Origin of the sequence: Acidovorax sp. 22279, from assembly GCF_052045435.1 — a bacterium.
GTDB classification, from domain to species: Bacteria; Pseudomonadota; Gammaproteobacteria; order Burkholderiales; family Burkholderiaceae_C; genus Acidovorax; species Acidovorax delafieldii.
Window position 1 is genome coordinate 98,531 of record NZ_JBQEOV010000002.1, and the last position, 22,986, is coordinate 121,516.

General features: G+C 66.4%; 21 protein-coding genes. 8 read left to right on the plus strand and 13 right to left on the minus strand.

Going from position 1 to position 22,986, the window contains the following annotated elements; genetic code table 11:
• Positions 1-244: 244 nt before the first annotated feature.
• Positions 245-1,090, plus strand: a complete 846-nt coding sequence (locus ACTJKQ_RS03265) for a fumarylacetoacetate hydrolase family protein (protein ID WP_440595980.1) — start codon at positions 245-247, stop codon at positions 1,088-1,090.
• Between the two features lie 76 nt (positions 1,091-1,166).
• Here the strand turns inward: ACTJKQ_RS03265 and ACTJKQ_RS03270 are convergent, their stop codons facing one another.
• Positions 1,167-1,451: a DUF6150 family protein gene (locus tag ACTJKQ_RS03270; RefSeq protein ID WP_146870804.1), complete on the minus strand. Its 285-nt coding sequence runs from the start codon at positions 1,449-1,451 to the stop codon at positions 1,167-1,169.
• A gap of 237 nt (positions 1,452-1,688) precedes the next feature.
• Between ACTJKQ_RS03270 and ACTJKQ_RS03275 the strand changes: the two genes are divergently transcribed.
• Positions 1,689-2,396, plus strand: coding sequence for a VIT1/CCC1 transporter family protein (locus ACTJKQ_RS03275; RefSeq protein WP_395454435.1), 708 nt, complete (start codon positions 1,689-1,691; stop codon positions 2,394-2,396).
• A gap of 137 nt (positions 2,397-2,533) precedes the next feature.
• Here ACTJKQ_RS03275 and ACTJKQ_RS03280 read toward each other — a convergent pair whose 3' ends face one another.
• The 3 genes from ACTJKQ_RS03280 to ACTJKQ_RS03290 all read right to left on the minus strand — a co-directional run bounded on the left by ACTJKQ_RS03280 (position 2,534) and on the right by ACTJKQ_RS03290 (position 5,286).
• Positions 2,534-3,910 (minus strand): type II toxin-antitoxin system HipA family toxin, encoded by a 1,377-nt coding sequence (locus ACTJKQ_RS03280; RefSeq protein WP_440595981.1) that lies wholly within the window; start codon positions 3,908-3,910, stop codon positions 2,534-2,536.
• A 44-nt stretch (positions 3,911-3,954) separates the two neighbouring features.
• Positions 3,955-4,257: a helix-turn-helix transcriptional regulator gene (locus ACTJKQ_RS03285; RefSeq protein ID WP_440595982.1), complete on the minus strand. Its 303-nt coding sequence runs from the start codon at positions 4,255-4,257 to the stop codon at positions 3,955-3,957.
• A gap of 69 nt (positions 4,258-4,326) precedes the next feature.
• On the minus strand, positions 4,327-5,286 hold the full coding sequence (locus ACTJKQ_RS03290; protein ID WP_440595983.1) for a LysR substrate-binding domain-containing protein: 960 nt from the start codon (positions 5,284-5,286) through the stop codon (positions 4,327-4,329).
• Positions 5,287-5,379: 93 nt separating this feature from the next.
• Between ACTJKQ_RS03290 and ACTJKQ_RS03295 the strand changes: the two genes are divergently transcribed.
• Genes ACTJKQ_RS03295 through ACTJKQ_RS03310 form a run of 4 tightly spaced genes read left to right on the plus strand, consistent with a single transcriptional unit; the run spans position 5,380 to position 10,532 of the window.
• Entirely contained in the window at positions 5,380-6,732 is a 1,353-nt protein-coding gene (locus tag ACTJKQ_RS03295; RefSeq protein ID WP_440595984.1) for a D-serine ammonia-lyase, read from the plus strand.
• A gap of 57 nt (positions 6,733-6,789) precedes the next feature.
• Positions 6,790-7,776 (plus strand): Bug family tripartite tricarboxylate transporter substrate binding protein, encoded by a 987-nt coding sequence (locus ACTJKQ_RS03300; RefSeq protein ID WP_440595985.1) that lies wholly within the window; start codon positions 6,790-6,792, stop codon positions 7,774-7,776.
• Between the two features lie 34 nt (positions 7,777-7,810).
• Positions 7,811-9,373 carry an amidase gene (locus ACTJKQ_RS03305; RefSeq protein WP_440595986.1) on the plus strand — a complete coding sequence of 521 codons (1,563 nt, stop codon included), beginning with the start codon at positions 7,811-7,813 and terminating at the stop codon, positions 9,371-9,373.
• 13 nt (positions 9,374-9,386) lie between these two features.
• Positions 9,387-10,532, plus strand: coding sequence for an NAD(P)/FAD-dependent oxidoreductase (locus ACTJKQ_RS03310; protein ID WP_440595987.1), 1,146 nt, complete (start codon positions 9,387-9,389; stop codon positions 10,530-10,532).
• A gap of 28 nt (positions 10,533-10,560) precedes the next feature.
• Here ACTJKQ_RS03310 and ACTJKQ_RS03315 read toward each other — a convergent pair whose 3' ends face one another.
• The 3 genes from ACTJKQ_RS03315 to ACTJKQ_RS03325 form a co-directional block, all read right to left on the minus strand.
• Positions 10,561-10,776 (minus strand): putative motility protein, encoded by a 216-nt coding sequence (locus tag ACTJKQ_RS03315; protein ID WP_108497152.1) that lies wholly within the window; start codon positions 10,774-10,776, stop codon positions 10,561-10,563.
• 100 nt (positions 10,777-10,876) lie between these two features.
• Complete coding sequence (locus ACTJKQ_RS03320) at positions 10,877-12,292, minus strand: dihydrolipoyl dehydrogenase (protein ID WP_440595988.1); 1,416 nt, start codon at positions 12,290-12,292, stop codon at positions 10,877-10,879.
• A 132-nt stretch (positions 12,293-12,424) separates the two neighbouring features.
• The gene (locus tag ACTJKQ_RS03325) at positions 12,425-13,018 is read right to left on the minus strand and encodes an IMPACT family protein (protein ID WP_015013968.1); all 594 of its coding nucleotides are present in this window, start codon (positions 13,016-13,018) and stop codon (positions 12,425-12,427) included.
• Positions 13,019-13,244: 226 nt separating this feature from the next.
• Between ACTJKQ_RS03325 and ACTJKQ_RS03330 the strand changes: the two genes are divergently transcribed.
• A complete protein-coding gene (locus ACTJKQ_RS03330; RefSeq protein ID WP_440595989.1) occupies positions 13,245-13,445 on the plus strand; it encodes a hypothetical protein in 201 nt (66 codons plus the stop codon).
• Positions 13,446-13,486: 41 nt separating this feature from the next.
• On the opposite strand, the gene ACTJKQ_RS03335 is transcribed toward ACTJKQ_RS03330, so the two are convergent.
• Together ACTJKQ_RS03335 and ACTJKQ_RS03340 are read right to left on the minus strand one after the other, a co-directional pair.
• On the minus strand, positions 13,487-14,032 hold the full coding sequence (locus ACTJKQ_RS03335; protein WP_440595990.1) for a GNAT family N-acetyltransferase: 546 nt from the start codon (positions 14,030-14,032) through the stop codon (positions 13,487-13,489).
• 63 nt (positions 14,033-14,095) lie between these two features.
• Positions 14,096-15,058 (minus strand): bifunctional helix-turn-helix transcriptional regulator/GNAT family N-acetyltransferase, encoded by a 963-nt coding sequence (locus ACTJKQ_RS03340; RefSeq protein ID WP_440595991.1) that lies wholly within the window; start codon positions 15,056-15,058, stop codon positions 14,096-14,098.
• A gap of 191 nt (positions 15,059-15,249) precedes the next feature.
• On the opposite strand from ACTJKQ_RS03340, the gene ACTJKQ_RS03345 reads away from it, so the two are divergent.
• Positions 15,250-17,664: a YgiQ family radical SAM protein gene (locus ACTJKQ_RS03345; protein ID WP_440595992.1), complete on the plus strand. Its 2,415-nt coding sequence runs from the start codon at positions 15,250-15,252 to the stop codon at positions 17,662-17,664.
• A 172-nt stretch (positions 17,665-17,836) separates the two neighbouring features.
• Here ACTJKQ_RS03345 and ACTJKQ_RS03350 read toward each other — a convergent pair whose 3' ends face one another.
• The 4 genes from ACTJKQ_RS03350 to ACTJKQ_RS03365 all read right to left on the minus strand — a co-directional run bounded on the left by ACTJKQ_RS03350 (position 17,837) and on the right by ACTJKQ_RS03365 (position 22,863).
• On the minus strand, positions 17,837-20,269 hold the full coding sequence (locus tag ACTJKQ_RS03350) for an EAL domain-containing protein (RefSeq protein ID WP_440595993.1): 2,433 nt from the start codon (positions 20,267-20,269) through the stop codon (positions 17,837-17,839).
• Positions 20,270-20,589: 320 nt separating this feature from the next.
• Positions 20,590-21,051 (minus strand): hypothetical protein, encoded by a 462-nt coding sequence (locus ACTJKQ_RS03355; protein ID WP_056065035.1) that lies wholly within the window; start codon positions 21,049-21,051, stop codon positions 20,590-20,592.
• Positions 21,052-21,251: 200 nt separating this feature from the next.
• Positions 21,252-21,956 carry a DUF1294 domain-containing protein gene (locus ACTJKQ_RS03360; RefSeq protein WP_440595994.1) on the minus strand — a complete coding sequence of 235 codons (705 nt, stop codon included), beginning with the start codon at positions 21,954-21,956 and terminating at the stop codon, positions 21,252-21,254.
• A 16-nt stretch (positions 21,957-21,972) separates the two neighbouring features.
• Positions 21,973-22,863: a CoA transferase gene (locus tag ACTJKQ_RS03365; RefSeq protein WP_440595995.1), complete on the minus strand. Its 891-nt coding sequence runs from the start codon at positions 22,861-22,863 to the stop codon at positions 21,973-21,975.
• Positions 22,864-22,986 lie beyond the last annotated feature (123 nt).

Below are 22,986 nucleotides of genomic sequence, written 5' to 3' on the forward strand. Positions count from 1 at the left end.
CAGTGAAAAGTGGCTGATGCGCCGGTAATTCATGCCTTGATAGCTATCATTGTGATAGCTTTTCGGTGATGCGGCGGCCCCCGTGATGTTACGCGCGCATGAGGCGGTGCGCTGGCGTCGGGGCGTCGTCATCGGGCAAGCCCGGGGCGGCCATTGGTGCACGCGCGCAAGGCGGTGTGCCGCTATGCTGCCGGGTGGTACGCCCCCCGGGCCCTGGATTCATCCCTAGAGACAAGGACACCCCATGAAACTCATTCGATACGGCCAGCCTGGTGCAGAACGCCCCGGTCTGGTGGACGCCCAAGGCACGCTGCGCGACCTGTCCATGCTGTTGCCTGATATCGGCCCCGCGCAGCTCAGCCCGCGCGCCCTGTCGGCGCTGGCCGCCATTGACGCGCGCCGCCTGCCTGCCGTCTATGGCTCGCCCCGCCTGGGCAGTCCGGTGGGCGGTGTGGGCAAGATCGTGTGCGTGGGCCTCAACTATGCCGACCACGCCAAGGAGGCGGGCATGCAGCCGCCCGCCGAGCCGGTGCTGTTCATGAAGGCCGTGACCGCGCTGAGCGGCCCCAACGATGATGTGCGGATACCGCCTGGCGCCATCAAGACCGACTGGGAGGTGGAGCTGGGCATCGTTATCGGCACCCGCGCCCGTCATGTGTCCGAGGCCGACGCGCTGGCCCATGTCGCCGGTTATGTGCTGGCCAACGATGTGTCCGAGCGCGCCTGGCAGTTGGAGCGTGGCGGGCAGTGGGACAAGGGCAAGAGCTACGACACCTTCGCGCCCATCGGCCCCTGGCTGGTGACGGCCGATGAGGTGGCCGACCCCCACGCCATCGACCTGTGGCTAGAGGTGAATGGCCAACGTGTGCAAAACGGCAGCACGCGCAATTTCATTTTTGGCGTGCCCACCGTGGTGTCGTACATCAGCCAGTTCATGACCCTGGAGCCGGGCGACCTCATCCTGACCGGCACGCCTGCAGGCGTGGGCCTGGGGCAAAAGCCCGCGCCGTGGTTCCTCAAGCCTGGTGATGTGATGCGCCTGGGCGCCACGGGGCTGGGCGAGCAGCTGCAAAAGTGCGTGGGTGGGTGAGGCTGGCTGAGGCCAGCAGGGGCGTAGTGTGGTCACACACACCCGAGGGGCTTTGTGACAGGCCTATCGGGCTTCGTCAGGCCAGCTTGCCCTTGAGCGCATGCCCCTGGGTGCGCCAGCCCGCTTGGTCTGCATGGGCCACCTTGAAGACCTTGAGGTCCGCCTGGCTTTCGCGCTTGACCTTGAATATTTTGAAGCTGGCCTGGTTCTCGTAGTTCACGAAGAACCAGGACGCATCGCCTGTGGCCTGCGTGGCGTAGGCGACCTCGTGCCAGCACAGGTCGGCCTGGCTCTCGTAGGCCACTTCGCACACGCGTGCATCGGCCTGGTTCTCGTATTTCACTTCCAGAATTTTGGCCACGGGCGTCCTTTGGGTTGTTGGTCTGCTAGCGCTGGGAGCCTGCAAACGGCAGCCCTTTGCCGGTTTCGGCCGAGAGGTGGGCGGCAGCGCGACCCACCAAGATAATCCAAAACCGCTGGCATCGTGCTGGCAGCGGTGCAAGAGGATGTAAGAGCCCGCTGCGGCCACCTGTTGGTTTGGCTTGTCGGGAGTGTGCATGTATGGTGCTGGCTTGTACCTTTGACTTTGGAAGCCCCCATGCCCCATACCGCGCGCCGTGCCCACGCCGAGGGCCACCGTTCTGACCGCATTGGTTGGCTACGCGCCGCGGTGCTCGGGGCCAATGACGGCATCGTCTCCACCGCCAGTCTGGTGGTGGGCGTGGCGGCTGCGCAATCGAGCCAGTCCACCATCGTGGTGACGGCGGTCGCTGGGCTGGTGGCGGGCGCCATGTCGATGGCGGCGGGCGAATATGTGTCGGTGCATTCGCAGGCCGACACCGAAAAGGCAGACCTTGACCGCGAGCGCGCGGAGCTGGCCACAGACCCTGCGGCCGAGGCGCGCGAACTGACCGCCATCTACGTCGGCCGAGGCCTGACCCCCGAGCTGGCCCAGCAGGTGTCAGCGCAGCTGATGGCGCACGACGCGCTGGGCGCACACGCGCGGGACGAGTTGAATGTGTCCCCGGCGCTGGCCGCCCGTCCGGTGCAAGCGGCCCTCACATCAGCCGCCAGCTTTGCGGTAGGGGCAGCCCTGCCGCTGGCTGTTGCCGTGGTGGCGCCCGCCAGCAGCCTGCTGTATGCGGTGGCGGGCTCGGCGCTGATCTTTTTGGCGCTGCTGGGGGCTGTGGCAGCGCGCACAGGTGGCGCAAGCATGGCCGTGGGGGCCTGGCGCGTGACCTTCTGGGGGGCCCTGGCCATGGCCATCACGGCGGGGGTGGGGGCGTGGTTTGGGGCGCCGGTGTGAAGACTGCCAGCGCGCCCGCCGCACCACGGGCTGAGCGTGCATCCTACGAGGTGCTGGAGACGAAAATTTGAATCTGAACGGCCTGTAGCGCTAGTGAAATATGCGCTAAATGCTATTAAAAGCAGAGCGTTTTGACGTCAATTCATGGCGCTGCGGCTGGTGATCTGCCCCAGCACCGTCGCCCCCGTCAGCCGTTGCTGTACGGTGGCCTGCACGGCCGGTGGTGCATCACGCAGCAATGCGGGCCAGTCGGCCTGCGCCTGTTTCACCACATCCCGCAGCAGCGCCAGGTGCCGGGGCACGCGCAGCAGCCCGGCGGATTTCATCAGGCCTTCCATGTCATCCCAGGTCAGCGCCCGCAGGGTTCTGTCGATGGCGCGGTTCACGGCGTACTGCTGGTCTGGCACTCCATCAAAAAACGCGGCCACGCACACCGGGTCATACAGCGGGGCCAGTTGGGGCACACGGCCGTCGGGGTAGACCAGGGCCCAGTTTTTGAGGTGGGCGTCGGTGTTGCCCATCAGGATGAAGGCCACCATGCGCGCGAGAAATTCTCGCGTGTCCTGCACCGGCTGCCGGCTCAGGCGGTTGAGCACACGCAGCATGGTGGCCCAGTCGTGCAATACCCCCTTGCCGTGCGACTTGCCGTATTTTTGGCGGGGCGTGTAGCCCAGCACCTGGTTGAACTCCTCCATGTGCACACGGGCGCCGCCGGGCAGGTGGTCAAAGCGCTGCACGGCCAGGATGTCGTTGAAGGGAACGGTGTCGGGCAGGTCGGCCTCGGCGCGGGTGATGACGTGCACATCGGCCACGTTCAGCCCCAGCGCCTTGCACAGCTGGTAGCCGGTGTACTCGTTGGCCACCAGGTCCGGGTGCGCGGTGGTGGGCAGCTTCAAAATCACGCTACCCGCCGCGCCCTGGCGGTGCACGGTGTAGCGGCGGCCGTCCTGCACCGCGCTGAACTTGGTCACCACGCCGGGCAGCGAGGCGGCGTCCTCCACCGGGAACTCCACAAACCCCGGCTCCAGCACATCCAGGCCCTGTGTGGTGTGCCAGTAGCGCACCACGTCCGGGATGCCGTCTTGCGCGGGCACGGGCTCCACCTCCAGCGCGCCCATCAGGTCATGGCCTGCAGCGGCCAGCAGCTCGAACTCGTCGTCGGGGCTGCAGCCGCGCTCGCGCGCCAGCCGCTCGCGGTTGTGGCCTTCGGGCAGCAGGTTCTGGAAGTACACGGGCCAGCGTCCATCGGTGCGCACCAGCCGCGCATCGCGTGCTGATGCCAGGATCTGCTGCGTGGCGGCCTCGTCCGCACCCTGGTAGCTGAGTGACAGGGTGGGGCGCTGCGGGTTGCGGATGTAGCTCTCGTCAAACGACACACGCAGGATGTCGCCGTATTGCGAGAGGTAGCCGATGGCCTCACGACGGTTGGCTGTCCTACCTGGCTCGCCCGCGCTGCCATCCGCCTGCGGGGGGCGGTGCAGGTACAGGCGCAGGTAGCGGATGGAGGTGCTCATGGGGCTTGGGCTGGGCAGTGCGGTAGGGTGGTGCGTCGTCAGGGTCAGCGGCGCAGGCTGTCCACCACCGAGGGCGGCGCATCCACCCCCTCGGGCTGGCCCAGAAACTTGCCACCGGCCTGAATGAATGCCTCCAGGCTGGGCCGCAGGCCGCTGGGTACGGCAATGATGTCCATGCCCAGCACCCGCGCCATTTCGGCCAGGGTGGAATAGCGGGGGTCCAGGTCGCCGCCCTCGGTGCGCTGCACCGTCATGCGGGAGAGACCTGCACTTTCGGCCAACTGGGCCTGGGTCATCTGGTGGGCTTTGCGGGCGGCGGCAAGGGCGGGGATGAGATTGTTTGGCATGATGATAATTATACTCTTTTTTAATATAAAGAGTATATAAATATACAAATTGTCGCCGCCATGCTCGGTTTAGAGCGAAGCCAACGGAGGCAATACCTCGCTGCGCTCTGTGCAAAACCGCTGCACCTCCTCCAGCAGCCACTCTTTCACCAGCTCCATTGCCGGGCTAGGGTGCGTGGTGGTCACAAACGAATAGGCCGCGCGCGATGGCACGCTGCGCCCCAGCAGCGGCACCAGGCGCCCGGCCTTCACGTCCTGCAGCACCAGCGCGGCGCGGCCCATGGCAATGCCCTGGCCGGCCAGCGCTGCGCCGAGGGCCAGTTGCGACAGGTTGAACTGCTGGCCGCCCGCCCAGGGCGGTGGCGTGGCGCCCCTTTGCGCAAACCAGTGCTGCCATTCCTCATAGGTGTCTGCGCCGTCCCAGGCGCTGCCGTCGTGCAGCAGCCAGTCGCCGTGCAGGTCCTCGGGTGTGGTGATGGGCGGGTGGCGGGCCAGGAACTCGGGGCTGGCGACGGGGATGAGCCATTCGTCCAGGAACACGGTGGCGTTCAGGTCGCGGTAGCCGCCCAGGTCAAAGCGCACGGCGGCCTCCACGCCGTCGCGCACCATGCGGGTGCGGTCCAGGGTGTGGAACTCGCCAAATACGCGCAGCCCGGTATGGGGGTGCTGGCGAAAGAAGTCGCCCAGCCGGGGGGTGAGCCAGCTCATGGCAAACGAGGGCGAGCAGCTCAGCGTGGCGGTGGCGGCCTCTGCCGGCTGGCGCATCTGGGCCAGGGTGCTTTCGATGGCGTCAAAGCTCTCGCGCAGCACCACGGCCAGCCATTTGCCCTCGGGCGTCGGCACCAGGGCGCGCGGCGTGCGCAGGAACAGCGGGCGGCGCAGCCAGTCTTCGAGCTGCTTGACCTGCTGGCTCACGGCGCCCTGGGTGATGCACAGCTCGGCCGCCGCCTTGGTAAAGCTGCCGTGGCGGGCGGCTGCATCAAAACTGCGCAGCCAGGCGAGCAGGGAGGGGGAGAGGCGAATATCCATTATTAATACTAATGATGCGCTCAATATAAATGGTTTGTGACGGAGGCGTGACCGGCGAAGAATGGGGGCAACACTCTTCGAGACATAGCTGCCATGACGACTGCCGAAACCCAACCTGCCTTGGATGCCTTGCTGACTGCCCGTTTACGCAATGCCCAGCCTGCTTTGTGGACCAACCCGGCGCGGCAGGCCCAGCCCGCCGCCGCGCTGCCTGCACTGGGCAGGACCATTAGTCTGGATGATACGCACGCAGCGGCCGCCCGCCTGGCACGTTTTGCCGGGCTGCTGGCGCAGGTGTTCCCCGAGCTCGCCGCCACCGGAGGCGTGGTGGAGTCGCCCCTGCTGCCTGCTGCGGCGCTGGCGCCTGCACTGGACATGGCCGAAGCGCGAGGGAGCCTGTTCATCAAGGCCGATCACAGCCTGCCCGTGGCGGGCTCCATCAAGGCGCGGGGCGGCATGCACGAGGTGCTGGAGTTTGCCGAGGGGCTGGCGCTGCAGCATGGTTTGGTAGAGCCTGGCGGCGACTACCGAGCGCTGGCGACGCCGCAGGCGCGCGAGCTGCTGGGCCGCTACCAGGTAGCGGTGGGTTCCACCGGCAACCTGGGCATGAGCATTGGTGTGGTGGCGTCTGCCTTAGGTTTTCAGGCCACGGTGCACATGTCGGCCGATGCCAAGGAATGGAAGAAAGACCGCCTGCGCCAGCGTGGCGTGCAGGTGGTGGAGCACGCGGGCGACTACGAACGCGCCGTGGCCGCAGGCCGTGCCGAGGCGGCCAGCAACCCGCAGTGCCACTTTGTGGACGACGAGCAATCGTTCTCGCTGCTGCTGGGCTACAGCGCAGCGGCGCTGCACCTGCAAAAGCAACTGGCCGAGCAGGGCGTGGCGGTGGATGCCGAGCACCCGCTCATCGTCTACCTGCCCTGCGGCGTGGGCGGCGCGCCGGCGGGCATCACCTTTGGCCTGCGGCAGGTGCTGGGGCCGCATGTGCACTGTTTTTTTGCCGAGCCGGTGCAGTCGCCGTGCTTCATGGTGCAGATGATGGCGGGGCAGGGGGAACACCCCTCTGTCTACGACTGGGGCCTGACCAATCGCACCGAGGCCGATGGCCTGGCCGTGCCGCGTGCGTCGCTGCTGGCCGCCGAACTGATGCGTCCGCTGCTGTCGGGTGTGTTCACCGTGGCCGACGACACTTTGTTTGGGCAGCTGGTGCGGGTGCTGGATGCCCTGGGCGAGCGCATCGAGCCCTCGGCTGCCGCAGGCTTCAGCGGCCCGGCCATGTTGACGGGTACCACGGCAGGGCAGGCCTGGCTGCGCAGCACGGGCATTGAGGCCGTGCTGCACCAGGCCACCCACCTGGTGTGGACCACGGGCGGCCTGCTGGTGCCCGATGCGCAGTACCAGGGCTTTGTGCAGCGCGGGCGGGCCGTGCTGGCTGCGCAGGCCTGATGGCCCGCCACCTTCTTTCCTCTTTTTTCTTTTCACTTTTTTATCTGGAGCCACGCCATGAACCGCAAGCAACTGCTGTTGTCTGCCGTCCTCTGTGCCGCCCTGGGGGCCACTGCGTGGACTCCGGCCATGGCGCAGGACGCTGCATTCCCTACCAAGCCGATCACGCTGGTGATTCCGTTCCCGCCCGGTGGCGCCACCGATGTGCTGGGGCGGCTGATTGGCAAAAAGCTGGGTGACAAGTTGGGCCAGAGCGTGGTGATCGACAACCGCGCGGGGGCGGGCACGGTGATCGGTGCGACGTCGGTGGCGCGGGCGGCGCCGGATGGCTACACGCTGCTCATGAGCTCGGGCACCACCTTCACCGTCAACCCCGCCGTGCGCGCCAAGCTTCCGTACGACCCGGTCAAGAGCTTTGAGCCCATTGGCATCACGGGCCGCACGGGGTTGATTCTGCTGGCCAACAAGGATGTGCCGGCCAGCGACCTGAAGCAGTTCGTGGCCCTTGTGAAGGCGGCGCCCGACAAGTATTCGTATGGCTCGTTCGGCACGGGCACCACCTCGCAGTTTGCAGGCGAGATGTTCTTCCACGCGGCGGGTCTCAAGATCCAGCATGTGCCGTACAAGGGCAGTGCGCCTGCGATGACCGACCTGCTCGGCGGGCAGATCCCGTTCACGGTGGATACCGTGTCGGCCGCGCTGCCGCAGCTCAAGGACGGCAAGATCAAGGCCATTGCGGTGACATCCGGCAAACGCTCGGCCCTGCTGCCCAAGGTGCCCACGCTGGCCGAGAGTGGCTACCCCGGCCTGGAGATGGACACCTGGCTGGCCATGGTGGCGCCGCGTGGCCTGCCACCGGCCGTGAAGTCACGCCTGGAGCTGGCGCTGGCCCAGGTGGTGTCGGACCCCGAAACGCGTGACAAGATGATCGCGGCGGGGTTCGAGCCGTCCTATGCTTCGTCCAAGGTGTTGGCCGAGCTGATCGACAAGGAGCTGCCGCTGATGCGCGCCATTGCACAGCGTGCCGCTATCACCGCAGACTGAACCCGTGGGACCAGAACAAGGAGACAAGCCTGAGATGACCACCACAAACCCCCAAGCCTTGGTTGAGCTGACCGCCAACGAACTGCGCCATCGCATCGGCACGCGCGAGATTTCGCCGGTGGAGCTGCTCGACGCCTGCATCGCCCGCATCGAGGCGGTGAACCCGCATGTGAATGCCGTCACCGCCACCTGCTACGACCGCGCCCGCACTGAGGCCAAGGCGGCCGAGCAGGCGGTGCTGCGCGGCGAGCCGCTGGGCCTGCTGCATGGCCTGCCCGTGGGCGTGAAGGACCTGGAGGCCACGGCGGGCTTGCTGACCACCTATGGATCACAGATCTACCGTGAGCACATTCCGGCCGAGGACAACGTGCTGGTGGCACGCCTGCGCGCGGCGGGCGCCATCGTCACGGGCAAGACCAACATCCCCGAAATGGGCGCAGGCGCCAATTCGCGCAACACCGTGTGGGGCGCCACGGGCAACCCCTTCAACCCCAACCTGAACGCCGGGGGCTCGTCGGGCGGCTCGGCCGCTGCGCTGGCGTGCGACATGTTGCCGGTGTGCACGGGCTCGGACACGGGCGGGTCGCTGCGCATTCCGGCGTCCATCTGCGGCGTAGTGGGCTTCAGGCCCTCGCCCGGCGTGGTGCCCAGCTCGCGCAAGCTGCTGGGCTGGACGCCGATTTCGGTGGTCGGCCCCATGGGCCGCACGGTGGAAGAGGCCTGTCTGCAGTTGGCGGCATCGGCGGGCATGTCGGCGGGCGACCCGCTGAGCTACCCGCTGGACCCGATGAGCTTCCTTCTGCCCGAAGCCGTGGACCTGAGCCGCCTGCGCGTGGCTTATACCGAGGACTTTGGTGCCTGCGCTGTGGACAACGGCATCCGCGCCGTGTTCCGCCGCAAGGTACAGGCCATGAAGCACCTGTTTGCGCGTTGCGACGCCATCGACATCGACCTGGGCGATGTGCACCGCTGCTTTGACGTGCTGCGCGCCGAGGCCTTTGTGGCCAGCACGCGCGAGGCCTACGAGCGCGACCCCGCCAGCCTGGGCCCCAACACCCGCGCCAACTACGAAATGGGCGCCGCCATGACGCTGCTCGACAGCGCCTGGGCGCAGGCCGAGCAGACACGCATCCTGGCGCGGTTCCAAAAGCTGTACGAAGAGTACGACGTGATCCTGGCGCCCACCACGCCGGTGTCGCCGTTTGCGTGGACCGAGCTGTTTGCCAGCCATATCAACGGCGAGCCGCAGGCCAACTACTACCGATGGCTGGCGTTGACTTATGTGACCACGCTCACCACCCACCCTGCGCTGAGCCTGCCCTGTGGGCTGGACGACGCCGGGATGCCGTTTGGCCTGCAGATCGTGGGCCGCTTCCGTGCCGACCGCCATACGCTGGGCGTGGGGCATGCGCTGGAGCAGGCGTTCAAGGGCATTGCAGGGCTGGCACGGCCCCGGCCCGACATCGCCAAGCTGATGCAAACCAATGCCGAACCCGCGCTGACCTCCATCGTGACCGTGGCACCCGACCCCCGCGACGCCCGCAGCCTGCCGCGCGACGACCGTGCGGCATCGGCCGCACAGGTGTCGGCCGTTTGAGCAGGAGGAGCAGATGCAAACCGTAGACACCATCGTCATCGGCGCAGGCATTGCCGGGGCCTCCGTGGCCTGGCAACTGGTGCAGCCCGGCGCCGCAGGGCAGAGCGCCAGCGTGCTGCTGCTGGAGCGCGAATCGCAGCCCGGCTATCACACCACCGGCCGCTCGGCCGCGCTCTACATGGCGACCTATGGCACGCCCAACATCCAGGCGCTGACCCGGGCAAGCCGCGCGTTTTACGACGCGCCGCCGGCGGAGTTTGGCGCTGACCCCATCCTCTCGCCCCGGGGCGTGGTCTATGTGGCCGGGCCGGACCAGCTGGACCTGCTGAAGCAGACCTACGACGAAGCGCACGCCACCTCGCCCAATGTGCAATGGGTGGACAAGGCTGAGCTGCTGGCGATGCTGCCCTGCCTCAAACCCGAGGCTGTGGCAGCCGGCATGAGCGAGCCCGAGGCGGCCGACATTGATGTGAACGCCCTGCACCAGGGCTACCTGCGCGGCCTGCGCCAGCGCGGCGGCCAGGTGCTGACGAACGCCGAGGTCATGGCTGTGCGCCGCGAGGGTGATGTATGGCAAGTGACGCTGGCCGATGGGCGGGTGTTTGCTGCCCCCACCATCGTCAATGCTGCGGGCGCCTGGGCCGATGTGGTGGCGGGCCTGGCCGGTGTGCCACCCATCGGGCTGGAGCCGCGCCGCCGCACGGCATTCACCTTCCCGGTGCCCGAGGGCATGGATGCCGCCCACTGGCCAGCCGTGATTGGCATCGACGAGAGCTTTTACTTCAAGCCCGACGCGGGGCAACTACTGGGCTCACCGGCCAATGCCGACCCTACACATCCGCACGATGTGGTGCCGGAAGAGCTCGACGTGGCCACCGGGATTTATCACATCGAGGAAATGACCCGCTTCCAGATCCGCCGGCCGTCGCACACCTGGGCCGGGCTGCGCTCCTTCGTGTCGGATGGCGACATGGTGATCGGCTGGGACAACCACGTGCCCGGCTTCTTCTGGCTGGCCGGGCAGGGCGGATACGGGATTCAGAGCGCGGCGGGCGCCTCGTTGCTGGCGCGGCAACTGTTGCGGGGCGAGCCGCTGGCCGACGAGCTGGTGCGCGAGGGCGTGGGGGTGGAAGGGCTGTCGCCTGCGCGTTTGCGCTGAGGTGCCCAGACGGGAGGGGCTCAGCTTCTCAGGCGAAGGTGTTGACGTTGGTGCCCAGCGCGCCGCTGGTGGCCAGCTGGGGTTGGGGCATGGACTGCTGCATGGCGTCGATCATGGTGGCGGCCGATACCGCCTGCATATCCAGCGCCTTTTTCAGTACCACCATGTTCAAGGCGTCCGACGTCTTGGCGCTGGCCAGGTTGGTAGCGGTGTTGACGATGCTGTTGGTCAGGGCGACGTCCATGGTGACTCCTCGGGGCAATGGTGGGTTATCGGCGCGGCAGAACGCGGCTTGAGCGTTGTTACATGTTCAGCGGTGGTGGACCTGCTCTGTAGTGCTCCACCTAGTCCAGCGCGGGCACCCCAAGGGCTGGGCAGGCGGCCAGGTCGGAGGCGTGGGTGTGTGGCAGCTGGCGGGCTGCGTCGCGCAAGGCGGTGCGCAGGCCTTCTTCCAGCGTGGGGTGGTAGAACGGTATGCCCAAAAGATCATGCACGGTCAGCTGCTGCTGCACGGCCAGGGCCAGCAGGTGGGCGAGGTGCTCGCCATCGGGGGCACACAACTCGGCACCCAGCAGGCGACCACTCGTGTGGTCGGCATAAACGCACAGGCGCCCCTGGTTGCGCTGTGCGGTGCGGGCACGGCCCTGGTTTGCGTAGCTGGCGGTGCCGGTGATGGTGCTGTGCGGGTCTATATCGGCCACGCGTGGCCCCACCACCGCCACGTTGGGGTCGGCGAACACGATGGAGAGCAACGTGCGGCGCCGAAATCGCGTGGGCGTGGGGGCCAGGGCGTTCAGGCCAGCAATGTGGCCCTCATCGGCCGCCTCGTGCAGCAATGGGGTGTGGGTGTTGGCGTCGCCCGCCAAAAACACCGGCAGGTCGCCAATCTGTTGGGTTTGCGGGTCTACGGTGGGCAAGCCGCGCGCATCCAGCGGCACGCCCAGCGTCTCGAGGCCCAGGTGTTCGATGTTGGGCACCCGGCCCATCGCGGCGATGACCTGGTCCACCACCACGCGGTTGGCGCCACTTGCCACCTCGATGCCTCCGGGCACCTCGCGCAACTGCGCCTCGGCGCCCATGTGCAGGACCATGTCTTGTTTCAGCAGAGCGGCCAGCTCGGCATTGAGCGTGGGATCGCTCAGCCCGGCCAGCGTGTGACCGGTGGTGAACGCCGCCACCTGCAAGCCCAGCCGCGCCAGGGCTTGCGACAGCTCCACCCCGATCGGTCCCATGCCGATCACCGCAATGCGGGGGCCTATGGTTGGTTGTTCGAACAAGGTGTCGGTGGTGAGCATGCGGTCGCCAAACGCCAGCCATGCCTCGGGCACACGGGGGCGTGATCCCGTGGCGATGATGATGCTGCGCGTGGCGTAAGCCGTGCCATCAATGTCCACCAAACGCGGCCCCAGCAGCGTGGCGCGCCCTGACACCTGGTTGCTGTCCAGTTCGTTTGTGGCTTTGAGGGCGCCTGCCACGAAGTCGTCGCGCAGTGCGCGCACGCGTTGCAGCACGGAGGGCAGGTCGGCGGTCAATGCACTGGCGCCCCGAAGGCCAAATGCTTCAAAGGTGTGGCGGCGGTGGAAGGCGTTGGCCGTCTCGATCAGCGCTTTGGACGGCATGCAGCCCACGCGGGCGCAGGTGGTGCCCCAGGGGCCTTCGTTCACGATGAGGTAGCGGTCTGTGCGCTTGCGCACTTCGCGCAAGGCGGCCAGGCCCGCCGTGCCGGCGCCGATGATGATGGTGTCGAGCGGTTGGGGCATGGGGCTCTTTCGGAGTCGGAAAAGCCGGAGTGTGTAGCGTGAACGGCCCCACCGCTGTAGGCATGCACGCCGTTTTACGAGGGCGCTGTGGGGGGCGCTTCCCAACCCTTTGTATGAAGGCGTAGCCCGGGGTCAGGCTTCGACATCCGACCAGCCCACGCGGCCTTGCCCATGGTCGTTGATGCGTTGCACAAAGGGCGCCGCTTGTGTTTGGGGCAGGCGCAGTTGCAAGGTGACCAGGGTGCCATGCTGAACGTCCACCAGTTCGGCACCTGCCGCCTCGATTTCTCGGCGCAGCAAGCCCTCCAGGGCATAGGGCACCTGGCATTGCAAGGTGGTCATGCGCTGCAGCGTGACCTTGGGGGCGGTGAGCAGCGCCTGGGCAATGGTGTCGGTGTAGGCGCGCACTAGGCCGCCCGCGCCCAGCTTGACCCCGCCAAAATAGCGCACCACCGTGGCCAGCACGCCTTCCAGGTCCTGGTGGCGCAAGACGTCCAGCATAGGGCGGCCGGCGGTGCCGCCGGGCTCTCCGTCGTCTACCGCAGCCGACTGTCCGCCCGCCAGTAGCGCCCAGCAGATATGGGCTGCGCCAGGGTGCTGCTTCCACAGCGCATCCACTGCCGCCTGCGCGCTGGCGCGGTCGGCCATGGGCTGCACGCAGCCGATGAAGCGGCTTTTCTTGATGATGAGTTCGCTGTGCGCCGGGGCAGCCAGAGTCTGGGGCATGGGGCAGCGAGTGTAAGGCGAGCGCTTTGGGTGCCGGCATATGGCCGTGTGTGACGGAAGTCACAGACCGGACCCTGAAGGGTGTGGATCGGCACAAATCGCGTTGGGAATGTGCGTTCTGTCACACATGCCATAGGCGTGCGTTCCTACACTGCGAACTTGTTGCTGTGGCCTACGCTGTTGCTACGCATTTGAAAGCACTCGGGCCATCAGAAAAGGAACCGCCATGTTTGCCACTTCGCTCTCTGCACCTTTGCCTACTTCCCTCGCCGGCCATCTGTTTGGCCGTTTCATCTCTCCCTCGGTATCCCAGGCATCGGGTGCCAGCACGGTGGCATCGACCAGCGCGATGCCAAACGCAATGGAAGAGCACGACGACGAGATGCCGGACCTGGCTCAGCGCGTGCGGGAAATCGGTGAGTGGTGATACGGCGTACTGCGTGACGTGACAAGCCACGCAGCGTCCCTTCAGCCGGTGTTGCCCATGCAACCGTCTGCTGCGCCCAGGTCGCGTGCCATGAGCACGCTGGTGTAGTTGGTCAAAGGGCGCCAGTCGCACTCGCCGACCACCCGGTAACCCCAGGATTCATACATCGCTATCAAGGCCGTGGCGGGTTGCGCAGTGTCCAGCGCCATCACCAGGGCGCCCGCTCGGCGGGCATAGTCCTGGGCATAGGCGTGCAGCTGTTTGCCGTAACCCTGGCCTTTGGCGTCAGGGGTGATGCAGAACTGGCACAAAGACCACACCGAAGGGTCGCGGTACAGCGGCACTGAGGATTCCGGTTGAGGCGGTCGCAGCGTGACAGTGCCCACATAGTCTTCGCCGTCCAGCATCACCAACCCCGTGCCTGAAGCAAACCGCTTCGCCGTATCTTCCATAGACTGGTGGGTGCCCCAATAGCGCAGACCCCGCAGCGCATGGGGTGCGTAGGCGCAGTGGATGAGGGCGGTCAGGCGTGCGAGGTCATCGCCGGCCGTGACCGGGCGAATCAAAAGCGAATCGGACAAAGTCATCGAGATACTCCGTGGCCCCGCGTTGGGCGCTGTTGGCCGGGCAGCGGGTCGTGTTGCCTCATTTCAAAGCTTCAGCTCCCAGGTCTCTCCCACCAATTGCTGACCAAAGCCTTCATAGGGCTCGGTCTTGACCAGCCGAAAACCGCGCTGACCGTAGATGCCACGCGCAGCCGTGAGACAGCTGTTGGTCCATAGAACCATCTTTTTGTAACCTTTTGCACGCGCAAAGGCAATGCATTCGTCGGTGAGGCGGGCGCCCAGGCCGAGGCCCCTGGCTTTGGGGCTGAGGATGAGCATGCGCAGCTGCGCCGTGGTGGCCGATTTGCGCACCACAAACACCGAGCCCACGCGCTCGCCGTCCAGCTCGGCGATCCAGGCTTTCTCCCATGCGGGCTGGAACTTGCGCAAGAACTGCGCTGCGATGTCTGCCACCAAGGCCTCAAAACGGTTGTCCCAGCCGTACTCGCGCCCATAGATCTCGCCATGCTGCTGCACTACCCAGCCCATGTCGCCGGGCAAAGGGTCGCGCAGGACGGCGATTCGGGTGCCATCCGCCGCGTTGGAGGGGGAGGACAGCAGGGTTTCGATCCGTTCCATGGCCTCCACGACCTCCTGGCGCCGAGCCGGGGGCAAGGGGGCCAGCAGTGCTGCAGCTTCGTCGCGCGAACGCTGCTGCAGCGGCTCGAACACCTCGCGCCCGGCAGTGGTGAGCGTGACCAGGCTTTGTCGCGCGTCCTTGGTGCTGGCGTGGCGTTCTATCCACCCTGACTGCTCAAAACGCCGCAGTATCCGGCTCATGTACCCACCGTCCAGGCCGAGCTCCCGTGCGAGTTCGCTGGCCACGGGTGCCTCGCGGTGGGCCAGTTCATACAACACGCGCACATCGGTCAATGACAGCTTGCTGCCCAGGTATGGGTCCAGCACGCCAATGCGGCGGGTGATGAAGCGGTTGAAGCGGCGCACGGCCTTCACCGCGCTCGGGGAAACGGGGAGGGGGGCGGAAGGGGCGGGGGCAACGTTGCTCATGAATGCCTTTGTCAGTTAATTAATTGACAAAGGCAAGTATATGCTTGATGGTCATCAAACCTGTACCGGTGAGGGGCAAGGGCTACCAAGGGGACAAAAACCGTCTGCCAACGTAAAATCACAGGTTATCCACCACAGACGCGCCCTCCAAAGGCCCCCATCGCACCGGGGGCGGCCGCGACCCCCTTTGCATGAACGCCCCCGTTGACGTCTCCTTTTTTGCGCGCGCCGCAAAGCCCTTGACCAGCTACCGTCCGTACTGGGCCAAGCGCTTTGGCACGGCCCCGTTCCTGCCAATGAGCCGCGCCGAGATGGAGAAACTGGGCTGGGACAGCTGCGACATCATCCTGGTGACGGGCGACGCGTATGTGGACCACCCCAGCTTCGGCATGGCCGTGATCGGCCGCACGCTGGAAGCCCAGGGCTTTCGCGTGGGGATCATCGCCCAGCCTGACTGGCAGAGCGCCGAGCCCTTCAAGGTGCTGGGCAAGCCCAACCTGTTCTGGGGCGTGACGGCGGGCAACATGGATTCGATGATCAACCGGTACACCGCCGACCGGAAGATCCGTAGCGATGACGCCTACACCCCCGGCGACGTGGGCGGCAAGCGCCCCGACCGCGCCGCCATCGTCTACAGCCAGCGCTGCCGTGAGGCTTACAAAGACGTGCCCATCATCCTGGGCGGCATCGAAGGCAGCCTGCGCCGCATCGCCCACTACGACTACTGGAGCGACAAGGTGCGCCGCTCCATCGTGGTGGATAGCAAGTGCGACCTGCTGCTGTACGGCAATGCCGAGCGTGCGCTGGTCGAGGTGGCCCACCGCATTGCTGCGCGCGAGCCGGTCGAGAAAATCACCGACGTGCGCGGCACGGCCTTTGTGCGCCGTCCCGACGATGAAAGCGGCAAAGGTTGGTTCGAGATCGACTCCACCACCGTGGATGAGCCCGGTCGTGTGGAAGCGCACATCAACCCTTACATGACCACCAGCGAGCAGGCCGCCGCGCAAGGCAGTACCTGCAGCAAAGACGATGAAAGTGCTACTGATTCTGTAGCGATTGCCGCAGATATCACTAGCGCTACCGACCAAAATAGCCCCAATCCCGCCATCCAGCCGATCCAGTTCGTTGCCAACCCCGCGCTCAAGGTCAAGCTCAAGGTCCCTCCGCGCGAGAAGACCGTGATCCGCCTGCCCAGCTACGAGCAGGTCAAAAGCGACCCCGTACTCTACGCCCACGCCAACCGTGTGCTGCATCTGGAGACCAACCCTGGCAATGCGCGCGCACTGGTGCAGGCCCATGGCGAGGGTGTGACGGCGCGTGACGTGTGGATCAACCCGCCCCCCATCCCGCTGACCACGGCCGAGATGGACTACGTGTTCGACCTGCCTTACGCGCGTGGCCCGCACCCCAGCTACGCCGACGAAAACGGCAGCCATGACGGCGCGACCAAGATCCCCGCGTGGGAGATGATCCGGTTCTCCATCAACATCATGCGTGGTTGCTTTGGCGGCTGCACCTTTTGCTCCATCACCGAGCACGAGGGCCGCATCATCCAGAGCCGATCGGAAGATTCGATCATCCAGGAGATCGAGGACATCCGCGACAAGGTCAAGGGCTTCACCGGCACCATCTCCGACCTGGGCGGCCCCACGGCCAACATGTACCGCCTGGGCTGTCGCTCGCCCGAGATCGAGGCCGCCTGCCGCAAGCCCAGCTGCGTGTACCCCGGCATCTGCCAGAACCTCACGACCGACCACGGTCCGCTGATCAAGATCTACCGCCGTGGCCGTGCACTCAAGGGCATCAAGAAGATCCTGATCGGCTCAGGCCTGCGTTACGACCTGGCTGTGAAGAGCCCTGAATACGTGAAGGAGCTGGTGCAGCACCACGTGGGCGGGTATCTGAAGATCGCGCCCGAGCACACCGAGCAGGGGCCGCTCACCAAGATGATGAAGCCGGGCATCGGCAGCTATGACAAGTTCAAGCAGATGTTCGAGAAGTTCAGCGAAGAGGCGGGCAAGAAGCAGTTCCTGATCCCGTACTTCATCGCCGCACACCCGGGCACCAGCGACGAGGACATGATGAACCTCGCCATCTGGCTGAAGAAGAACGGCTTCCGCGCCGACCAGGTGCAGACCTTCTACCCCAGCCCCATGGCCACGGCTACGGCCATGTACCACTCGGGCCGCAACACGCTGACCCGCGTGCGCCGCGAAATGCGCGATGTGGATGAAGAGTCTGTGGACATCGTGCGCGGCGAAAAGCGCCGCCGTCTGCACAAGGCCTTCCTGCGCTACCACGACCCGAACAACTGGCCGCTGCTGCGCGATGCGCTCAAGGCCATGGGCCGGGCGGACCTGATCGGCAACGGCAAGCACCACCTGATCCCGACCTTCCAGCCGCTCACCGACGGTGGTTACCAGAGCGCGCGGCGCAAGAACTCGACCCCGACGGGGGCCAAGCCCGCCGTGGCACCGGCGTCGCGCACGGTGCAGCAGCCCACCAAGGGGCGCATCCTGACCCAGCACACGGGCCTGCCACCGCGCGTGACCGGGGGCGCGGCCAAGCCGGCTGCTGGCGGCAAACCGTTCAAGAAAGCGCGATAGTCCGCTGCTTGCTTGCTTGCTTGCTTGCGTGGCGTGGCGTGGCGTGGCGTGGCGTGGCGGGCAGGGCGTCCATCTGCCCATTGCATCTGCAGGCTGAAACGGGGCGCTGGCATGCCGCGCCAACGGCATCGGTGGGGTGGCGGGACTCAGGCGCGTCAGGCCCGCGCGGTGGTCAGGCGGTGGTGTAGTCCCTTGCCAGACATTCCGACAGCGGCACGGGCTTTGCCACCGCATAGCCTTGGGCGTAGTTCACGCCGATGAGTCGCAACGCATCAACGGTGGCGTCGGACTCGGCGAACTCGGCAATCGTCTGCTTGCCCATCACATGGCCGATGCGGTGGATCATTTCCACCATGGCACGGTTGGTGGGGTCTTGCAGAAGGTCTTTCACGAAAGCGCCGTCGATCTTGAGGTAGTTCACCGGCAGGTGCTTGAGGTAGGTGAAGGACGACATCCCCGCGCCAAAGTCATCGAGCGCGAACCGGCAGCCCAGTTGCTGCAGCTCCTTCATCAGGCGCACCGCGTTGGGCAGGTGCGATATCGCACTGGTCTCGGTGATCTCGAAGCACAGCAGCGCGGGGTCCAGGCCGGATTCGGTGAGCGTGGTACGGATGTACTTGAGCAGGCTGTCATCCCCCAGGCTGGTGCCCGAGAGGTTGATGGCGCAGGTGTGCAGCGGCTGGGCGCCCGGGGTGCGCTGGTGCTGCGCCAGCGCCTGCAGTGTGTGGCGGATCACCCAGCGGTCGATGGACGGCATCATCCCGTAGTGCTCGGCGGCCGGGATGAAGGTGCCAGGCGCCACCAGCTGGCCGTTTTCCTCCTCGCGCAGGCGCAGCAGCACCTCCATGTGCAGGCCTTCATCACCGGTGCCTTGCAGCGCGCGGATGGTCTGCGCGTACACCTGGAAACGGTTGTGCTCCAGCGCCAGGCGCAGGCGCCGCACCCAGTCCATGTCGCCTTCGCGCCGGGTCATCTCGATGTCTTCGGGCTGGTAGATGAACACCCTGTTGCGCCCACCTTCCTTGGCACGGTAGCAGGCCATGTCGGCCACGCGCATGGCCTCCTGGATGGAGGTGAGCGCTGGGATGAGCTGCACCATGCCGATGGAGAGGCCCGTGCTGAGCTGCTGGCCTTCCCACGCCAGGCGCAGGTCCTGGCCAGCCTGGCGCAATTGCTCTGCAATACGCGCCGAGGGGCCAACGGGGCAGTCCTTGAGCAGGATGCCGAATTCGTCGCCGCCCAGCCGTGCCAGCGTGTCCCCTTCGCGCAGGTGGCTTTGCAGCATGCGACAGACCTCCCGCAGCATCTCGTCGCCGGCCTGGTGGCCGCAGGTGTCGTTGATGAGCTTGAACTGGTCCATGTCCACGTAGAGCAGCGAGCCCTCGCGGCCCGGCTGGCGCGGGTGGCTGAGCAGGGCTTCAAGCCGGTGCTCGAACTCGCGGCGGTTCACCAGGCCCGTCAGCGCATCATGGCTGGCCTGCCACGAGAGCTGCTCTACATAGTGCTGCTCGCGCGTGATGTCGTGCAGCGCCAGCACCGCCCCGGTCAGCACACCCCGGTGCCGGATGGGAGAGCCCACCAGCCTCACCGGAACGATGCTCTGGTCCGGTCGCACCAGGGTGCGGTGGATGTTGCCCTTGGCGGCACCATCGCTGCGCAGCAGCGTCTGCACCAGGGCCTCGGCCGACAGGGGTGGTGCATCACCTTCGAAGACCAGCAACTGCGCCAGAGGTTGCCCGGTGGCCTGGGCGGCTGGGCGGGCCAGCAAGGTTTCTGCGGCTGGATTCATGTAGGTGACCTCGCCGTGGATGTTGGTCGTCAACACGGCATCGCCAATGGCGGCCAGCGTGGTGCGAGCCTGTTCCCGCTCGACCTCCAGGGCGCGCTCCGCGTTCTGGCGCTGGGCCAGCAACTTGTGCGTGTGCCACAGGGTCAGAAGGATCAGCACCAGGGCCATGCCCATGTTGGTCCACATCAGCAGGAGCACGATGTGGCGCGAACTTTCGCCCAGGGCCTCGCTGAAGTTCCGGGCCGCCGGGGTCACGCCCGCGTTGATCTCGCGGATGGTGTTCTGCCACCGTTCGCGCGTGGGGGCGTCCGCCGTGCCGGCGGTGTTGCGCTGGTGGATCTCGTGCGACAGCTCGCGCAGCGCACGGATGTACTCGTCGCCCACCAGCCATTGGTCTACCGGCTTCTTCACCAGATCAAAGCCGTCAAAGTAGCGCAGCAGCCAGATCAGGCCGTCAATGTCATCGGGGTGGTTGCCACCGCGCAGAAAGCCGTCGCGCGCCACATCCGTCTGCACCTGGCCTGGCTCCAGGGCCAGCCGGGCCGCCCGGTCGCCCAGCGGGATCTCCATGGCGCGGGTGAACCCTTCAAAGGCCTGGGGGGAGCCGGTGATGGCGTACTGGTTCAGAAAATAGATGGCGTCCTTCTGGCCTTTGGTCCATAGGCTTTCGCCAGCGACGAAGGCACGCACCGAGGACAAGACATGCAGGCTGGCCGTGGCGCACACCGCCAGCAGCAACACCATGGTGATGAAAGGCCAGGTCACCCGCAACGTCAACGGCACAGGCCTTCGCTCGACCGGCTGCAATACATCCATGGATGGGTCCCTCGCCTCGTACCAAGCTGCTTGCGCCAGTGATGCCTGGTGGCCCCATCCGGTGCGCCCTCATCAGTGTGTCCGCATGCTCCATCAATGCCTGCGGTCCAGTGTTGTCCTGGAACGCGTGGCTGATTCGGCGGTGCGGTGCTTCCGACCCACTATATAGAGATCAACTTGCCAGCGCATGCAAAGTTTGGCAACCCCTTGTGCCTGCGGGGAATGGCCGCCATGCCGATGCGCACCCGCACCTGAACCTGCGCGCGGCGGGCCATCGCTGGCTCCGCCCAGGTGTTGCCCGGCCTGGCAGAAGCCGGTGTTTACGGCGCCGCAGCGTGGGTGCCCACCAGCACGGACTGCGGGCCATCGTCTGCGGGCTGCGAGATCAGGTCTTCGATGATGAAGGTGCGGTAATAGAACGCCGTGACCGCGCCTTCGGGGGCAATGGCTGCCACCAGCGTGTCGGTGTCGTCTTTGTCGTTCACTGCGATCAGAATGCCGTGGTGGCCGGAGCCCGCCAGGTCGGCAATGCGCCGCACCATGTCGCCTTCGGCGCCCACAGATGGCAGCGGCGCATCTGCAGTGCCCAGGGTGTGCACAATTTCTTGCAGGATGACTTCGGGGCTGGCGTAGGCGACATCGCCCTGATGGCCTGCTGCCTGCAATGCGAGTGCGGCCTGGCGCGCGCAGTCCTCGTCGGGGAACAGCGCAAACACCTGGCCGGTGGGGTAGAAAACGCCGCCCATGGTGGTCATGGTGGAATCAAGGACGAGGGGTTTCATGGGCATCTCCCGAAGTGTTTCAGACCTTTGGGATTGAAACCGGGCCTCCCGGCGCGCTGTGTAGGCCAGCGGGCCATCCGTGCGTCAGCCCGCTTTGCGTTGCAGGGGGCTGGGTCACAAGAATATGTGCCAAAAGCGCTTGATGCGCTAGTGCTTTATGGGTTGGTTGCTATCAATTTGTAAGTTTTTGACCGCATCTGCTAGCCCAGCCATCCGCCCAGCCAGGCCCCCAGCGCCGCGCAATGTAGCACCACCGTCGCCCAATACACCGCGCGAAACTCCGCCTTGCGGGATTTGTGCCGCAGCCACTGCTGGGCCCACCATGCGCCGGGCCAGCCGCCTGCAAGGCTCAGCAGGTGCAGGTGGCTTTCCTTGGTGCGCCACCGGCCGTTTTGCGCGGCGCTTTTGTCGATGGCGTAGACCAGAAAGGTCAGGAGGTTGACGGCGACCGCCGCGCCCAGCACCCACCACGGCAGCCGGCCTGCCCAGAGGCCCCAGGCCAGCAGCCCCGCCCAGCCGAGCATGAGTAGCCGTATCAGCGCCGAGCCGGTGGGAGTGGTCGGTTCGATGGCCGCCACAGGGCGCCTGCGCCTGGGGGCTTGAGTTTGCCCCGCCCGTTGCACCGGCGCGCGCCGCGTGGGGTGCGCAGGGGGAGGCGGCGTCGGTGCCGTGCTGCGGGGCTGGAACGCGCCACCCGCGTGTGCAGTGGGCAACACTGCCATGGCCCGGGGCCCTTTTCCGCCGACATGAATCTCCTCGTACACCACGGCGAGCCCTTCGCGGGGCGGGGTGGTACCCCGGTAGTCCCGCACATGAAAGAACACATCGGCGGACGTGTCAGGGCTGCGGATAAAACCGAAGGCGCGGCTGGCGTCCCAGCGGACGACGGTGCCTTGTTTCTGCATCGGTCAGGAAGTGCTTTCAGGCCAGGGTGTGCAAAGGAATGTCTTGCGCCACCGCCAAAGCATCAAGCTGCGCGCGGGTCTGTGTGTGCAAGAACGCCGCCACGGCCGCGTGGGTGGCGGGGGCGCGCAGCACCTGCGGGTCGCCCGTGGCGGGCAAGCCTGCGGCAGCACACAGGCTGGCGGCGAAGTGGGGTTCCAACGCGGCCACGGCCACGCGGCCGTCGGCGCAGGGGTAGATGCGGTAGCCTGCGTGGTTGCCCCCCACGTCGCCCTCGGGGGTGGTCAGGCCCCAGTCGCGCGGCTGGGCCAGCCAGGCGGCGGCGTCGGCCAGGGCGACTTCGATGCACACGCCGTTGCCGGTGTGGGCGCGCTCCAGCAGGGCCTGCAGCACGGCTTCGCTGGCCATCAGGGCGCCACCCATGTCGGCGTACAGGGTGGGGGGCATCTCGGTGCCGGTCACCAGGCCTGCGTCGGCCAGGTAGGTGAGGTCGTGGCCGGGCTCTTCGGCCCGCTCGGCCGCCGCGCCCACGATGCGTACCAGCGAGAGGCGTGGATATTTTGATTGAAGCGCCTCCCAGGAGAGGCCCAGCTTGGCCAGGGCCGACGGACGGAACGAGGTGATCAGCACATCGGTGCTTGCCAGCTCTGCATGCAGCGTGGCCTGGCCTTCGGTCGTCTTGAGGTGGGCATGCACCACGCGCACGCCCTGGTGCAGCGTGGCATAGGCCGCAGGGCTGTAGATGCCCATGGGGTCGGCACTGGGGTAGCCGGGGGGCGGGGGCGGTTCGAGCTTGGTGCACTCGGCGCCCATGCGTGCACAGCGCATCAGGGCGGCAGGGCCGGGCAGGTTCAGCGCGAGGCTCAGGACGCGGACATTGCGCAGAGGCTGGGGCAGGGCGTTTGTCATGGGTGGGGCTTGTCTCGGTGTTGTGGTTTTGAAAGGAAGGCGCGGCGCCGGAACTTCAGGGGCGTGCGCGGGCTCACTCCCTGCGTTATACATAATTTGTTACGCTCCCTGACCCATGCAACG